Below are 16,863 nucleotides of genomic sequence, written 5' to 3'. Positions count from 1 at the left end.
TAAAGCCTCATTAAGCCACCTTAACAAAATAAACTCAACCCGAGAAAATTATCATTACAGATGCAGTTATAGCTAAATAGAATTTCGTATCTTTGCATTCAGCACGTCTAATGACTCATTAGAAAGCAATAGATAACTATTAATTTATCTCTAAACAACTGATAAGATGAAGAACAAGAATGATTATCAAGGAGCACCAGAGCACTATCTTTTATGTTATAATACCGAGTGCAAGAAGGGCAAAACCTGCTTACATCGACTCGTTGCAAACGCCGAAGTGTGCAAAGACAGGCTTATTAAGTGTGTCAATCCAGCTGTGAATAAGGCGGACAACTGCACTTACTACCAGCCAGATAAGGTCGTTCGCATGGCGTATGGCATGAGATATTCATTCGACAAAGTGCTTGCCACAGATGTAGCTAGTATTCGTCGCCAACTCATTTCGCACTATGGTAATGGTTCCTATTACCTTAGGAGGAACGGAGAAAAGCCTATCCCTCCAGCCGAACAAGCGTTTATTAACAGCGTGTTCAAGGACTTTGGCTATGAAGATGGAGCCATTTTCGATAGCTATAAGGATGAATTTGACTGGTAGATTAAGTCGTTTACTCGTAAACTTCTCCACTCGTTTACTTGCAGTTCAGCATTTACAGGATTATTACAAAAGGCTTGGAGAAGCATTACAAAGCACTTGGAGAGGTATTACAAAGCACTTGGAGAAATCCTGTAGATATCTTTCTCTGTTTGAGAATAGGCTTTTTTCCTTTGCTCTTCCTTGTTTTTTGCTAACGAAACAGTGGCTTGTTACACTGGACTTCATTATCCGTTTCGTGCTACATCTCATCATTTTCAATCGAAGTAGATTGTAGAGAGATAGATAACTTATGCACAAAAAGAACAAGGATTTAGCCTTTTTTTCGTTATCTTTGCAGGCAATAAAACATTGAGAACAAGGATGGGAACAGCAAAGAAGTATCTGTTAGGAATGACACTTGGCGAACTGAAAGAGGTTGCGAAGTCGTTAGGGATGCCTGCATTTACAGGTGGTCAGATGGCGAAATGGCTTTATTCACAACATGTGAAGAGCATTGATGAGATGACAAATATCTCTAAGGCGAACCGCGAGAAACTTGCTGCTGAATATGAGATAGGCTGTAAAGAACCTATTGATGCTCAACATTCTAAGGACGGAACAATCAAGTACTTATTCCCTACAGATAGTGGGAAATTTGTTGAAACAGTATATATCCCAGAAGAAGATCGTGCCACACTCTGTGTGTCTTCACAGATTGGTTGTAAGATGAATTGCCTCTTCTGCCAAACAGGTAAGCAGGGTTTTGAGGGGAATTTGAGTGCAACTGATATCCTTAACCAAATATATTCCCTCCCAGAACGTGACAAACTGACCAACATAGTGTTCATGGGGCAAGGCGAACCAATGGACAATCTCGATAACGTTTTACGTACTACTGAGGTGCTGACTGCTGACTTCGGTTATGCGTGGTCGCCTAAGAGAATCACCGTAAGTAGTGTAGGAATCAAGGGGAAGTTAAAGCGGTTCTTGGAAGAAAGTAATTGTCATGTGGCAATCAGTATGCACTCTCCTCTGCATGAACAACGGTCGGAATTGATGCCTGCCGAGCGAGGAATGTCGATTGAGAGTATCGTTGAATTGCTAAGTAACTATGACTTTTCGCACCAGCGTCGATTATCTTTTGAATACATAGTATTTAAGGGAGTCAATGACTCTGAAGAGCATGCTAAGGCAATAGTTAAGCTCGTTAGGGGTATAGAATGTAGGGTAAATCTGATTCGATTCCACCCTATTCCCAACATACCTTTGCATGGAGTTGACGACCATAAGATGGAACAATTCAGGAACTATCTAACGCAACATGGAGTCTTTACGACCATTCGTGCGAGTCGGGGTCAAGACATCTTTGCCGCCTGTGGATTACTTTCTACAGCCAAGAAGATTGCTGGAGAGAGACGATAAAAGGATTGAGACAGTATCAAACTATACAAGATATACATATATGAACGAGAATAAAAGAGTCCGCGTAGCTATCACACACGGAGATACAAACGGTGTTGGATATGAGTTGATATTCAAGACCTTTTCTGAACCAGACATGCTGGAGCTATGCACACCCATTATCTATGGGTCGCCAAAGGTGGCTACCTATCATCGCAACGCATTAGGAATTGAAGCTAACTTCACGATTATTAAGGATGCAAGTGAGGCTAAAGAAGGACGATTGAACTTACTCCCTGTCTTCGACGAAGAGATAAAGATTGAGTTAGGTGTTGCTTCCGAGGAATCGGGAGAGGCTGGATTGAAGGCTGTAGATAAGGCGCTTGAGGATTATCGTCAAGGCTTATTCGACGTGTTAGTGACTGCTCCTATTGATAATAATGACAAGTTCCATTTCAGTGGACAAAGCCGTTACATAGAAGATCACTTAGAGACTGAAGGGCACGGATTGTCTATCTTTATCCACGAAGGACTGCGTGTGGCACTGGCAACACGTAATCTTCCACTCCGTCAAGTGCCCGAATCTATCTCAAAAGAGAGCATTGCGAACAAGGCTGAAGCACTCTTCCAGAGCTTGCGCCGCGACTTCCGAATCTCTTGCCCACGCATTGCCATATTGGGATTGAACCCTAAGGCGGGCGACAATGGCTTGTTAGGTTCAGAGGAAGAAGAGATAATCATGCCTGCTATCAACGAACTCGTGGAAAAGGATATACAGGTCTTTGGTCCGTATGCTGCCGATACCTTCTTCAGTAATGGCGATTATCAAGAGTTTGATGGCATTTTGGCAATGTATTACGAACAAGGTTTATCACCCTTCCGCACACTCTCTGACTTCCAAGGAATCAATTACACATCAGGAATGTCACTCGTTCGTACATCCGCAGAGATACCTAATAGCTTCGCAATCGCAGGGCAAGGCGTTGCCAACGAGCAGGCTTTCCGCCATGCCATCTACCTTGCGATAGACATCTTCCGCAATCGTGCAGAGTATGACGAGGCTCAAGTTCATCCACTGCCAAAGCTCTATAAGGAGAAGCGTGATGAGAGTGATAAGGCGCGTTTCGCAAACCCTCATAAGCGAGAAGACCGCACTCCACATAGCGAGCGACACGAAGAGAAGCGAGGATAATATCTATCCAACAGATAGAACTCCATCCATAGACTCATGAGTAAAAAGCATCAGAATATATTCTTTGGGTTCGGCTTAGTCGTGTTAGTCATTATGATTACTCAACTCGACTTTGCTGATGTCTGGCGTAATTTACAGCATGCTGGTTACTGGTTCTTTGCCGTCATTGCACTATGGGCTGTTCTATATCTGTTTAATACATCGGCATGGTATGTCATCATAAAAAGCCAAACGAAAGGAAATACTGAACAGCAACGTGTTTCCTTTCATTGGCTTTACAAAGTGACGGTATCTGGCTTTGCCCTTAACTATGCAACGCCTGGCGGATTGATGGGAGGTGAGCCTTATCGTATCATGGAACTAACACCGAAGATAGGAGTTGAGCGTGCCACATCATCTGTTGTGCTATATGCTATGACACACATATTCAGTCACTTCTGGTTTTGGTTCCTATCAATATTCCTTTACCTGTTTACTCAACCCGTCAACCTATTGATGGGCACAATGCTTAGCGTTACTGGTATCTTTTGTATAGCAGCGATATGGTTCTTCTTGACAGGCTATAAGAAAGGACTTGCCGTGCGCGTGATGAGTATCGTGCGACACATCCCGTTCATTAAGAAGTGGGCTGAGCCTTTCATTCATCAGCATAAAGAAGAACTCGATAACATCGACCGACAGATTGCATCACTCCATAACCAAAACCCACGTATGTTCTTTACTGCGGTTCTATTGGAGCTGTCCTGCAGAATCTGTAGTGCCTTAGAGATCTTCTTCATTCTATTGGTTCTCATGCCAAGCGTCAATTACTTCGATTGCATCCTCATTCTTGCTTTCACCTCGTTATTTGCCAACATGCTCTTCTTTATGCCTTTGCAACTGGGCGGACGCGAAGGCGGATTCCTCATGTCGGTTACTGGCTTAGGACTTAGTTCAAGTGCGGGTATCTTCGTCGCACTGATCGTCCGCATCCGAGAGTTGATATGGACTGCTATCGGCTTATTGCTGATCAAGATTGAAAAGCGAAAAGAATAAAAGAGCAGTCTTATGAAGAGTACTTAACCAAAATACTATTAACTTATCCTATTAAATATCCATCTAAACAATAATGAAGATTCTTCATATATCTGACACACACAACAGGCACCATTTATTGACAAATCTACCTATGGCTGACATCATCGTTCACTGCGGAGATTTCACTGACATGGGAACAGAAAAGGAAGTTCTATATTTCCTTAATTGGTTCATAACCCTACCCTATAGATATAAAATCTTCATAACAGGGAACCATGACCTATGCTTATGGGATGCGGATAATATAGAGGATTTACCTAATAACGTATTCTTCTTGCAAGATAAGAGTATTACACTAGAAGGCATTACACTCTTTGGATTGGGTTACAATCATAATGAAAAGAAAATCCCAACTAAGGCGGATATTATCATCACCCACGAGCCACCATTAATGATTCTTGACGAATCAGCAAGGAGACACTGGGGGAATAAGGCTATTCGTGACAGAATATTTAGTACCAAACCTTATGCCCATCTATTCGGACATGCTCATGAGTCTGTAGGTAAAATTCTAATAAGTGACACCTTATATGCTAATGGAGCAGTATTAGATGATCAGTACCAATTATACCAGACACAACCATTATTACATAACATTTAATCATTCGGTATTATGAGCAACCATTATAAAAGAGGATTTCATGTAGATAAATCAGGCGAAACTCTCCGAAAGAGTCTATTAGAAGGACCATTAAACAAATTCTTGGAATGTGTCAACAAAAACCCAGATTTAACCTTTCAAATTAGAGACAACTACTTTAATATTTATTATTGGGGAGGTAACATTGCACGGGTCTATTCCGATAAGAGAATAGAGATTGATAAGAACTACTTCAGAAAACATTCTAAAAAAGAAGAAAAAGATCAACTTGAAATCATAGAAAAGGAAAATCATTGTCTACAACTTTTCAGAGAAGGGAAATATGAGGCTTATATAGCATGCATTAGTGCTGCTATGGAGCACTATTGGCTGAATATTCTAAATGGTAAAGGTGTTGAAGAGAAAAAGGCACAACATCTTTTGTGTCTACGTAATCAGTACAAATTATCAGACTATACAATTATCGACTTAGAATATCAGGTCAGTAAAAGATCTGAATTCAAATATTGCGGGAATAAAAGAACCCCAGCAGGAAAGATTCCATCACCACGCTTTGATATCATAGCCATAAGAAACAGCGATCATTGTCTCTGCATCATAGAACTAAAGAAGGGTACCAAGGCGCTTAAAGGCACATCTGGACTCCAAGAGCATGCCCATTCGTATGCTTACTCTATTGGAGCTAATACCAAGACAGAAGAGGCATTTACTAAGGAAATGAACGAAGTTGTAGAGCAGAAGAAACAACTGGGGTTATTACCCAAAGATATCAAGATAGACTGCAGTCACAAACCTGAATTTATCTTTTGTTATCAATTCAAAGAAGAAGGAACTAGTTTTGAGTTCCAAAAGGAGGTTTTCAGAAAGGAACAGAAAGGAGAAGCTAAAGGGATAAGAGTTATATGGCTAAATAAAGAAGAGTATCAGCTTTATGATAGATAAGCCCCAATTATCTTCATCCTATAACAACCTTTCAATATCACCAAAGAGCGTATATATAATATGATAAACATAACCATACATCGTGGAGCTAATCAAATTGGTGGATGTATTACTGAAATTGCAACTACAAAAGCCAAAATTATCATTGATCTTGGTAGTAATCTACCAGGAAATAGGATAAAGGAACTAACAGTAGAACAAGTTACTCAAATTACAGCGGATGCGGATGCAATATTCTACACCCACTATCATGGAGATCATATAGGTCTATTTCATCTTGTTCCAAACGACATTCCACAATACGTTGGTAAAGGAGCTTTGGAGGTTATCAAGTGCAAATATGATACCCTTTCCAAACATATAGATACAAAGGAAGAGCAGAATACTATCAATCATATGCGTACATACTTTGCCAATGAACCTATACAAATCAAAGATATCCGAATTACCCCTTACTTCTGCAGTCATTCTGCCTTTGATGCTTATATGTTTAAGATTGAATCTGAAGGGAAAGTTATATTACATACAGGTGACTTTCGGAACCATGGCTATCTAGGAAAAGGCTTAGACCGCATTCTGAAATATTATATCAGGCAAATAGATCTTCTCATAACCGAAGGAACTATGTTGGGACGGACGCAAGAGAAAGTATTACATGAAATGGATATCTTGTCTAATACCATAAAAGTTCTAAAACGGCATAAGTATGTCTTCGCACTCTGTTCTTCTACGGACTTAGAACGATTAGCCTCTTTTAAAGAAGCATGCAAATTAACACACAGAGTATTTTGTTGTGACCATTTCCTATCATCAATACTGGATATATTCACAAAATACACGAAGAGTAGTATCTTTAATTTCTCTAACAAATTTCTATTAAATCAATATAATGAACCAAAGGTTAGGGAATTTCTAATGAAGAGAGGTTTCTTAATACCTGTCAGAAGCAGCCAGATTGAACGTATAAAGAAACTGATAAATACTTACAATGACGCCCCTCCTTACCTGATTTATTCGATGTGGCAAGGATACCATAATGGGCAAGAAGAACACCTTAACCCACAAATCATTGCAATGCGGGAGCTCTTCAACGGAAGGATTTATGATGGGACTAGAGATGGTTTTCATACCAGCGGACATGCAGATCTTAAAACCCTTCGTGATGTATGTATAAGAACAAATCCTCATACTGGAATTATATTCATCCACAAAGATTTTAGTTCTTCAATAGAAGCTTTGCATCTTCCTACAAGAATCCATTTAATAAGAGCAAATACAATAAGAGACAATTTTGCGATTCGCATCTATTAGATAGTAGCAAATACCCAGTTGCATATACTCATATAGTAAAAACAAGAAATAACCATAAAGGCTAACTAACGGCGATTACTTGTCTCCACTTCTTTCAAGCTAACAAGCGAGAGCATGGCTATCAACACATTAATTATTCCCAAGCTCTCTCTTTATTATATCATAGGATTCGATACATTCACTTCCACAAATATTGCCGACCGCACATGGGCATTGGATACAAAGCTCCACAGAACGCTCACTTCGAGCAAGGCGCACAAAAAAGAGTGTGGAAGAAGAAAGTTTATCATCAAAAAGATAGCAGGAATGGAAACTATCCACTATCTTTGCCAAGCCAGACAACAAATCGCTAGTGAAGGTGTATGTCAACCAGCATAAAACTGAATGCTCCATTGAGGAGCATCCAGTATTGCAACACAAGCGAAGCCACAAGCTCTGCATATCCAATAAAGACCAAGTGTCTAGCTTTCCAGTAGACTTACAAAAAGGCTGTCTACTTATTCAGCTAATATAACAAAAAAGTGTCTAGCTAAACGAGGAAAAATCAATCCTCACAAGGAGGTTGATTCAAATAATAAATAAATTGAAGCAATGGGATTATATAGTATATCTGGTTTTTTGACTATAAGTTTAGTTTGCTATCTATTTTATCACTTAAGGCAATCGCAATGCAAAAAGTCTTTGATGTATTCTGTTGCCTATATAATTTTATGTACTCTTCTTATTTCAGGCGTCATCGGGTTGTTTTATAGAGCACTAGAGGGCATGAACTATATAATAGTAGGCATTATTATGATATGGATTTGCTCTAAGTCGCATCATTCTGGGGGAGGCGGTGAATATATGTATATAAGAGGCTGGATTGGTGCAATCGTATCATTAATATATGGAATATTAAAAATATTAGACATGATATAAACAAGATGAAAGTCACAAAAAACTATAAAGTTCTATCTTATATGGTCAAACTAATTCTGTATGAAAGTGTATAAAATCTTATCTTACATGTTTTTTAGTATATATACGATATCGAAGTATTCAGTTCTTTGGATGAAATATCCAAGAAAATGGCATCGATATGCAGAGTGGTATTTAATAGATATAATCTTAAATGTTATAGGGGGAGTATTTCTCTGTATTTATTTAACTTTACAGTCTGTATCTATTCTGGCTTGGACGAAAACAGATAAGATAGGTTTGCTTCTATTAATTATATTTCTCATACCTGTTATAAGCAAATTCTGTGAAAATAAAGTTTGTAATTCTCTTTCAAAGTATTACAAGACATACAAAAGTTTAAATAAAAACGTGAAGTGTCTGTATATGATACTTTCTTTGTGTACATGGTTGTTATCTTTAATTTTATTCATTGCTAGTATTATAATCTCCTTAGCAACCCTTTAGCCCCCAATAAATTGATTCATTCAAACTAAAATGAAAGAACTTGTAAAATTCTCGTAAAAATTAGTATGAGTATTTACGTATTTCTTTTAACATTGAGTTTTTATACATCAAAAGGGAATAATATAGATATTAACCCTACTAAGATAGATGTTATTGTTGAAAAGGATTCCACTGATAAACCGATGTTGTTGGTCCCTCCAATGCCTTCTTTTAAAGGAGATCTACAGAAATGGTTACGAAAGAATACTAGACGTCCAGAAGCTGCTGATACAATAGAAGGGAGAGTGATTGTCAATTTCCTTGTTCAAAAAGATGGACGTATCTCTGATATTAAGATATTAAAGGGGCTTCACCCCTTATTGGACGCTGAAGCCATTAGACTTATCAGAAGCATGCCACGCTGGAATCCTGCTCTAGACATTTGGACATTAAAACCTAAAGATGAAAGATTCACTATAGCAGTAGTATTCAAAAAGAGAGATAAAAAATAATACGAACTATTCAATTTGCCACATAATATATTATAATTAGATAAGAGAATACAACAATCTAGTATTCCTCACGGTTATAGAAAGAAACAAGTAAGCAACAAGTTTAAATGAAAGAACTTGCAAACTTCTCGTAAAAATTAAATCATAATATGGAACAACTACCATTCAACTTCGCTTCCGTTCCCCCTACATGGGAACTCTGTTTTAACAAAGATTGTCCACGCAAAGACACTTGTATGCGTTATTTTGCTGGTCAGCATCTACCAGACGATAAAAACGTGGGCTATGCCATCTATCCTAATGCGCTACAAAAAGGCAAATGCAAGTTCTACGTGGAAAAACGGGTGATACGAGCAGCATGGGGATTTCACAATTTATTCCTCAACGTAAAACGCGTGGACGACACTCCGATACGCAGAGAAATTCAGCAATATCTCAGTAGTCGCCCCACCTACTACCGCTATATGAACGGACAACTCACCCTCACGCCCGAGCAGCAAGAGGGCATTATAAACATCTTCCGCTCGTATGGTTACACCGAAGAGTTAAGCTTCGACAACTACTTTACCCGTTATGCTTATGAATAAAATAGAGTATCATAATAGTCTCAAAGAATGAGACTCACAGTTTCATCCTATGAAACGCACCGTTTCATTGCTTGAAACTCATTACACCTGTGATGGAATGACTTTTTAGCTTAAGACTGGAGGATATAAAGTCTTATTTAATATGGATACAAATTGTAGAAAGAGATTACATAGATGGATTAAGAGATTCTCACTTTCTGACGATATTTATACAGATCGTCATATAACTGATTTTTGTAATGAAATACAAAGAAGAGAGTGGTTGAAAGTTTCTTTTTCAATCCTTGATATATGTACAGAATTTATTAAAGTAGAAGAATATAACGAATTTATATACATTGGCTTTTCTTTAAAAGATAAGAGGGAAAAAGTCATCCCAGAGACGTTAAAGTTAAGCATGATAGACAAATGGACTCCTCCTTTTATCATTCTATCAAAAAAGAGAATAGAGATTTCAGAAGACTATTTTGCTGCAAAAAATCTTTCGGAGATGTTGCACAAAAAAGTTTTTATTTGGCAATATAAAGAAGGTAGATTTTTTTCTACAAATGTCTATATAACTCTCTATTAAGAATTCTGGAAGCTCCAATCTCTTGGAATGACTCGAGTAACCCTGATGCCCCACAGGCTGGTTATGGCTATATTCCAAACGACACTACGAAAGAAGAAACTTTCTTCTATCACAGTGACTACCTCGGCTGTACGTCTTACATCACAGATGATAAAGCTAACATCACCCAGTATGATGCCTACTTGCCATATGGGAACTCCTCGTTGATGAACACAGCAGCAGTGAAGACACTACCGTATAAGTTCAATGGTAAGCAGGTCGATGAGGAAACAGGTCTATACTATTATGGTGCAAGATGACACATTCAATGTTTTCTTATGGTTATTCAATTTATAAAGGTTTACTTCTAATGGCAAAAGATTTTAATATACATACATATCCTACTTTCTTTTTATTGTTATTGATAATGCTAATACCATTCACATTATCAATAGGTGATATTATGAATAATGATCAAAGCAATATGAAAATAATACTTTTGATTTCAGTATTTATAATCATCATTCTTGTTTATGGATTAATAAAAACTCGCAATAAAAAAATAGTCATAAATGAGTTGGGCTTACTAATTACAGAAAAGGAAGGAAATATGAAGATTTCATGGGAGGATATATCGCACATATTTTTTTGTTCAACACCATTTTGGGGGCTATATATAAAAATAACATTTACTAATCAAAGAGATCCTTTAATTATTTACTTTGGGAAAAGCAGTTTGTGGAGTGTCAATTTTTATCGTTTACGGATAGCCATATTGACGTTTTCACATAAAAAGGATATAATAGTTGTAAAATCTAATCAATGGTATCTAAAGCTAATATAAAAAATGAATACACCGATAGAGAAAAGACACATGACTATATTTGGTAACAGCAAGACAAGCTGCTACACCTATAACACAGGTGGGCAGCGCATCATGAAGAGTTACGGTACGATGGAGGGAATGTACATCAATGGTGCGCCACAGGGAATCACGTTCCATGAGACGGATAACTTCACGCTTTACCCTGCTTCGATAATCAGCATCAATAAGAATCGCTTTACGAAGCATTACTTCATTGGTGACAAACGAGTTGCTTCAAGGATAGGAACGGGTCTGTTCAACAACGTCTATGGACGCAACGGCTCATACGTAACCGCTGGTCAGCAGGACTATGCAGAGCGTATGAATCAGATTCAGACACAGAAGGAAGCATACTATGAGAAGGTGGGTGTAGCTCCTAGTGTACCGACAGAGAAGGGTGCGTACGGTGATCCGGAGAATACAAAACGAGGATATAACTCTATCATTGACACACTCGGTAATCATGACGTGCCACAGGGTTGGATGCTGACGCAAAAGCTAAACAGGAATTAGAAACTTTACAACAAACATGGGGAACAATGAGATGATAAGAAATATATTACATTCTATCTTGGTCATTTTTGTTTTGGCTAGTTGCCAAAACAAAAATGACATCAATAAGATAGTTTCGAATCATTGGCAGCAAGATAGCATAAATTGTATTGTAGACTTTTCTTCTTGTTTTAGCTTCAACTGGGATATATGTTATTATTTTTCCAGTAAATGCTCTTTAGAGGAGATTAATAAGGATTTAGGTATACAGTTTAATGAGTTCGAAGACACAAGTGATAGAATGATTTTTGTTCAAGACAAAAGAATCATTTACACACAAGACTGGTATTATATACCAGAGAAAATACAAACTGGTATAATATTTGATCATAGTATAAGAAAACTAAAAATCAAGAAAGGTAATGCGAAATTTAGAATAGAAAAGAAACATGATATGTATTTGCTAATTCCAATCTATAAGTAATGCTCCAAATTGGATTTTATCGTAGTAACAAATAGAAATCAGTGATTTTTGCTATTTTTGTAACCCCAAACAAAGAGAAAATGACCTTACGAGAACGCTTCGGTGCTTTATGCTCCTAATTGGGAGTTGAATTTCAATGTCCGCATTGCAGAAATCGGGAAGAATGATGTTAAATGAGTGATAACCACAAACAACATGGTAGCATATCGCGTCATGCTTAAAGCCTCTTTCTCGGCGGGTGATTGATAACCCATGCAAACGTATTCAACAACCCATACAAACATGGTCAACAACCCATGCAAATAAGCGGGTAAACTCAATTGGTTTCTAAGTTGTTGTTTAACAGATAGTTATATGGTATATCTAATAGATTGTTATCTCAATGCAGGTGGCAAAACCATCATGGACAATGCCTACGGCTATGACGTGGTGAGCAATGTGCTTTCTGTTGTCAACAAGGCGGCAATTCCGGAAAAGGGCAAGGCAGGCGGACAGATGAGCTACAACTATACGTATGATGCCCTGTATCGTCTAAGCACTGCCAGTGGGACGTACAAGGGTGCGGACAATAAAGCTGCTTCTTATACGTTATCTATGGGCTACGACAACATGCACCGCATCACGAGCAAGAAACAGCATCTCTCACAGACAGGTGTGCAGTTCGAGGGCACGCTCAACGCAGGCTATGAACTCGCTTATACTTACTGCAAGGATGCGGGCAGGAAGTTCCAGCTCGATAATGTGCGCGATATCAACTACCGCACGGAAGAAACTCCTACGGAGAGTATGAATATCAACAACGGACACAAGTACACTTACGACCTCAACGGGAACCTTGTCTATATCAATACCTCTCGTGTAAAGCGTGACGGCAAGGAGGATGAAAAGGCAACCGAGCAGAAGTACCGTTGGGACGAGGAAAACCGCCTGATGGTCTTAAGTGACAACAGCAAAACAAGCCGATACACTTACAACGCTGCTGGTGAACGCATCATGAAGAGCTACGGTACGATGGAGGGTGTGTATATCAATGGTGCCCCACAGGGTATTACCTTTCATGAAACAGATAACTTCACGCTTTATCCTGCCTCAATAATTAGCATTAACAATAATCGCTTTACAAAGCATTACTTCATCGGTCACAAACGAGTTGCTTCAAGGATAGGAACGGGTCTGTTTAATAACGTTTACGGACGCAATGGCTCACACGTAACTGCTGGTCAGCAGGACTATGCAGAACGTATGAATCAGATTCAGACGCAGAAGGAGGCATATGGTGACCCAGAGAACACGGGCGTTGGTTATAATGCTGTTCTCACAGAACTCGGCAACCATGATGTGCCACAGGGGTGGATTCAGACTCCACATCCAAACACGACACCAGACACCAACCCCGATGCTCCAATCTCATGGAATGACTCAACCAACCCTGATGACCCACAGGCTGGTTATGGTTATATTCCAAATGACACTACGAAAGAAGGAACCTTCTTCTATCACAGTGACCACCTCGGCTGTACGTCTTACTTCACAAACGACCACGCCAACGTAACAGATAATGATGAGTTTATTAAGTAAAATTGATTGATAAAAAGATGAGAAGAATTATTATATCTTTTTTTGTTATTTTGCTAATAGATTTCTTTATGATAATCTTATTCATCGCTTTACACATGACCGATGAACCCTTACCTATAGTAGCAAACCTTCAGTTTGGAATTTTGAAATACATCTGTGGATTCCCTTTAGTTATCATCAATACAGAGTATCCTTTCTTTCTATCAGAATCCACTTTTCCAAAGCAAATAATTCCTATGGTGATAATGAATATAGTTCTGCAAGTACTATTGCTTGAAATATATTTTAGGATTAAAAAATGAAAGTATCAAAATTTATCATCCCTTAAACCTTATCTACGTTTCCTGCATATTAAATAAAGATAGGTTCAAGCCCTAAAGCTTTTATTGGATATGCAGAGCTTGCGGTTTCGCTTGTTTGGTAAACTTGAATACCCCTCAGTGAGGCATTCAAGTTTATGCTTATTGACATGCTCCTTCGCTACCCGTTTGTTATTTGATTTGGCAAAGGCTGTACTTTAACTTAGAATGCCGTAGTAATGCAACTATCTATCGGGCGTTCATCCTTATATAGTGCCTCATACAAGTTAGTAAAGCCTAAAAGCCAGCTGAAAGGAGTTGTTAAAGTCTGCCAATATTGCAGCTTATTCAAATTAAATAGGTAATTTTGTCAGTCGAATGAATACAAGAGAATTACAACAAACCAAGCAGAGATATAACATCGTAGGTAACAGCGATGGGCTGAATCACGCCTTAGACGTAGCACTTCAAGTTGCGCCTACGGATTTGTCAGTATTAATTATCGGTGAGAGTGGTGTCGGTAAGGAGATTATCCCACGCGTAATCCACGATAACTCACCACGTAGAAGGGAGAAATACTTCGCAATTAACTGTGGTTCTATCCCTGAGGGAACTATCGATAGCGAACTCTTTGGTCACGAGAAAGGCTCCTTTACAGGTGCTATCGGTGAGAGTGAGGGATATTTCGGTATAGCTAATAAGGGTACGATCTTCCTCGATGAGGTGGGCGAATTGCCTATCGCAACACAAGCACGATTGTTGCGTGTGCTGGAGACGGGAGAATATATACGTGTGGGCGGACAGGAGATTCGTAAGACAGACGTGCGCATTGTTGCCGCAACGAATGTCAACATGCGTAAGGCTATCAGCGAAGGTAAGTTCAGAGAGGACTTGTTTTACCGCTTAAATACGATCCCTATTCAGATGCCACCACTTAGAGAACGCGGGGAAGATATTATCTTGCTCTTCCGCCTGTTCGCTATGCAAATGGCGGAGAAGTATCGTATTCCGAAGATTACTCTGACTGAGGAAGCACGCCAAATAATGCTGCAATACAAGTGGCCGGGCAATGTTCGACAGTTGAAGAACATTACGGAACAGATGTCAGTACTGAGCGAGAAGCGGGAGATTGATGCAGAGACCTTGCTCCACTTCATACCCCGCGACCAGGATAGTACGCAGTTGGCAACTATTCCAAACGGCAACGGCTCGCCGAGTTATGAAAGCGAACGAGAGATATTGTATAAGATTCTATACGAGCTAAGGGGTAATGTGAGTGACTTGCGTCGTGACCTTAACAATGTACGAAAGCAGTTAGAAGAGAGTAGGCAACTCAATGGTGCGAGTGGGTTCCAACCAGCACCAACGACAACCTCTAACCTACCATCAGCTCCTAACAAACAAACGATTAGTGCTCCAATAGAGCAAGTAGAGGATGCGGTAGCAGAGGAAATATCAGAGCCAGAGACGCTCAATCTTAACGATATTGGAAAGCAATTAGTGGAGAAAGCACTAGAGCGCAATCATGGGAACAGGAAGAAGGCTGCGCAAGAGCTCGGTATCAGTGACCGCACACTCTATCGCCGTATTAAGCAGTATGGATTGGAGAAGGATTCTATAGAATAAGGACTTCACAGAGCGATTCTAACATAAGATGAATAATAGAAAGAGATTTAAGTCAATGCGCTTAGGCAAGTGGGGGTTCGCAATTACTTGTGTGCTTCTGTTGGCAGCATGCAGTGTTTCCTATAAGTTTAATGGTGCAAGTATCAATTATGATAAGGTGCATACGATTCAGATTGTGGACTTCCCTATCAGATCTGCTTACGTATGGGGACCTATGGGACCAATGTTCAACAATCAACTGAAGGACGTCTTTGCTAACCATACACGTTTGCAACAAGTAAAGCGGAATGGTGACTTAAAGATCGAAGGTGAGATAACGCAGTACCAACAACGCAATAAGAGTGTGTCTAGCGAGGGTTACTCGGCTCAGACGGAACTTTCGATAACGGTGAATGTGCGCTTTACGAATAATACAAACCATAAGGAAGACTTCGAACGCCAGTTTACTGCTACGTCTAGTTACTCTACTACGCAAAGTCTAAACTCCGTACAAGAGAAGTTGGTTACGGATATGATAAAGGATTTAACTGACCAGATCTTCAACGCTACAGTTGCTAACTGGTAATCCGAAAGAACGCTATTCACTAATAATCATCGTCTATCACACATCAACCAATGGATATTGCCAACCTCATTAAACATCCGGAGAAACTGAACAAGGAGACCTTATACAGTCTTAGGAGTCTACTTGCGCTATATCCTTACTATCAGCCAGCACGCATCCTTCTGTTGCAGAATCTCTTCTTAATGCATGACCCTACGTTTGATGATGAATTACGGCGGGCAGCTGTCTATATCTCTGATTGCCGCATACTCTTTAACCTTGTTGAGGGTATTCACTATCAACTGGCAACGCAGGAAAAGCAGGCAGAAACTAATCAGAAAACTATTACAGACGACAAGCAACCTACACAACAAGCAGAAGAAGATCGTACTCGCTCGCTCATTGACTCCTTCCTTGATCAAATTCCAGAAGATAATGGCGAAGAGGCAACAACACCTCATAGGAAACCGACACCCGCTGATGCTACCGTTGATTACGTAGCTTACCTACTTGAAAGCGAGAGCGAGCAGAAGCAAGATACTACTCCACAGCTGAAAGGGCAAGAACTAATTGATGATTTCATTAATAACGAGGGTGGTAAAATTACCCTACAAGAGGAAACAGAATACGAACCCGAGGATAAGGATGACGATAAGGCAGCTGAAACAGAGGATACTGGTTACTTCACCGAAACCTTAGCTCGCATTTATATCAAACAGGGTCGATATTCCAAAGCACTGGAAATTATTAAGCGATTAAATTTGGTATATCCGAAAAAAAATCGTTACTTTGCAGACCAAATACGTTTCTTAGAGAAATTGATAATAAATAACAATAATAAATAA

At 39.3% G+C, this 16,863-nt stretch carries 16 protein-coding genes and 3 pseudogenes; all 19 read left to right on the top strand.

The annotated features are described in order from the left end of the window. The first annotated feature begins 166 nt into the window (after positions 1 to 166). The 19 genes and pseudogenes from J5A55_RS02410 to J5A55_RS02325 all read left to right on the top strand — a co-directional run bounded on the left by J5A55_RS02410 (position 167) and on the right by J5A55_RS02325 (position 16,863). Positions 167 to 595, top strand: a complete 429-nt coding sequence (locus tag J5A55_RS02410) for a DUF6078 family protein (protein WP_004382600.1) — start codon at positions 167 to 169, stop codon at positions 593 to 595. 360 nt (positions 596 to 955) lie between these two features. Continuing rightward, a complete protein-coding gene (gene rlmN, locus J5A55_RS02405) occupies positions 956 to 1,996 on the top strand; it encodes a dual-specificity RNA methyltransferase RlmN (RefSeq protein ID WP_004382598.1) in 1,041 nt (346 codons plus the stop codon). Positions 1,997 to 2,036: 40 nt separating this feature from the next. Continuing rightward, on the top strand, positions 2,037 to 3,167 hold the full coding sequence (locus J5A55_RS02400; RefSeq protein WP_004382597.1) for a PdxA family dehydrogenase: 1,131 nt from the start codon (positions 2,037 to 2,039) through the stop codon (positions 3,165 to 3,167). A 36-nt stretch (positions 3,168 to 3,203) separates the two neighbouring features. After that, entirely contained in the window at positions 3,204 to 4,202 is a 999-nt protein-coding gene (locus J5A55_RS02395) for a lysylphosphatidylglycerol synthase transmembrane domain-containing protein (protein ID WP_004382596.1), read from the top strand. Between the two features lie 73 nt (positions 4,203 to 4,275). Beyond that, complete coding sequence (locus tag J5A55_RS02390) at positions 4,276 to 4,845, top strand: metallophosphatase domain-containing protein (protein WP_039850977.1); 570 nt, start codon at positions 4,276 to 4,278, stop codon at positions 4,843 to 4,845. A gap of 12 nt (positions 4,846 to 4,857) precedes the next feature. Further along, on the top strand, positions 4,858 to 5,787 hold the full coding sequence (locus J5A55_RS02385; protein ID WP_004382594.1) for a hypothetical protein: 930 nt from the start codon (positions 4,858 to 4,860) through the stop codon (positions 5,785 to 5,787). Positions 5,788 to 5,847: 60 nt separating this feature from the next. Continuing rightward, positions 5,848 to 7,098 (top strand): MBL fold metallo-hydrolase, encoded by a 1,251-nt coding sequence (locus J5A55_RS02380; RefSeq protein WP_004382593.1) that lies wholly within the window; start codon positions 5,848 to 5,850, stop codon positions 7,096 to 7,098. Between the two features lie 114 nt (positions 7,099 to 7,212). After that, the gene (locus J5A55_RS02375) at positions 7,213 to 7,476 is read left to right on the top strand and encodes a hypothetical protein (protein WP_004382592.1); all 264 of its coding nucleotides are present in this window, start codon (positions 7,213 to 7,215) and stop codon (positions 7,474 to 7,476) included. Between the two features lie 1,091 nt (positions 7,477 to 8,567). Beyond that, positions 8,568 to 8,993 (top strand): energy transducer TonB, encoded by a 426-nt coding sequence (locus J5A55_RS02370; protein WP_004382589.1) that lies wholly within the window; start codon positions 8,568 to 8,570, stop codon positions 8,991 to 8,993. A 149-nt stretch (positions 8,994 to 9,142) separates the two neighbouring features. Then, the gene (locus J5A55_RS02365; protein ID WP_004382588.1) at positions 9,143 to 9,580 is read left to right on the top strand and encodes a DUF6078 family protein; all 438 of its coding nucleotides are present in this window, start codon (positions 9,143 to 9,145) and stop codon (positions 9,578 to 9,580) included. A 142-nt stretch (positions 9,581 to 9,722) separates the two neighbouring features. Continuing rightward, the gene (locus J5A55_RS02360) at positions 9,723 to 10,151 is read left to right on the top strand and encodes a hypothetical protein (protein WP_004382587.1); all 429 of its coding nucleotides are present in this window, start codon (positions 9,723 to 9,725) and stop codon (positions 10,149 to 10,151) included. A 14-nt stretch (positions 10,152 to 10,165) separates the two neighbouring features. After that, positions 10,166 to 10,450: pseudogene (locus J5A55_RS12270) on the top strand (RHS repeat-associated core domain-containing protein); the annotation flags it as partial. A gap of 50 nt (positions 10,451 to 10,500) precedes the next feature. After that, on the top strand, positions 10,501 to 10,974 hold the full coding sequence (locus J5A55_RS02355) for a hypothetical protein (RefSeq protein ID WP_039851131.1): 474 nt from the start codon (positions 10,501 to 10,503) through the stop codon (positions 10,972 to 10,974). Between the two features lie 15 nt (positions 10,975 to 10,989). Then, positions 10,990 to 11,499: pseudogene (locus J5A55_RS02350) on the top strand (hypothetical protein); the annotation flags it as partial. A 40-nt stretch (positions 11,500 to 11,539) separates the two neighbouring features. Continuing rightward, positions 11,540 to 11,971, top strand: a complete 432-nt coding sequence (locus J5A55_RS12265; protein WP_234396057.1) for a hypothetical protein — start codon at positions 11,540 to 11,542, stop codon at positions 11,969 to 11,971. 495 nt (positions 11,972 to 12,466) lie between these two features. Next, positions 12,467 to 13,543: pseudogene (locus J5A55_RS02340) on the top strand (sugar-binding protein); the annotation flags it as partial. A 683-nt stretch (positions 13,544 to 14,226) separates the two neighbouring features. Then, complete coding sequence (locus J5A55_RS02335) at positions 14,227 to 15,474, top strand: sigma-54 interaction domain-containing protein (RefSeq protein ID WP_004382580.1); 1,248 nt, start codon at positions 14,227 to 14,229, stop codon at positions 15,472 to 15,474. Between the two features lie 55 nt (positions 15,475 to 15,529). After that, a complete protein-coding gene (gene lptE / locus J5A55_RS02330; protein WP_155813775.1) occupies positions 15,530 to 16,039 on the top strand; it encodes an LPS assembly lipoprotein LptE in 510 nt (169 codons plus the stop codon). Positions 16,040 to 16,089: 50 nt separating this feature from the next. Beyond that, the gene (locus J5A55_RS02325; RefSeq protein WP_004382578.1) at positions 16,090 to 16,863 is read left to right on the top strand and encodes a hypothetical protein; all 774 of its coding nucleotides are present in this window, start codon (positions 16,090 to 16,092) and stop codon (positions 16,861 to 16,863) included.

It is taken from the genome of Prevotella veroralis (genome assembly GCF_018127765.1).
GTDB classification, from domain to species: Bacteria; Bacteroidota; Bacteroidia; order Bacteroidales; family Bacteroidaceae; genus Prevotella; species Prevotella veroralis.
Note: the sequence above shows the minus strand (reverse complement) of the source record. Positions and strands in the feature narration are given on the sequence as shown.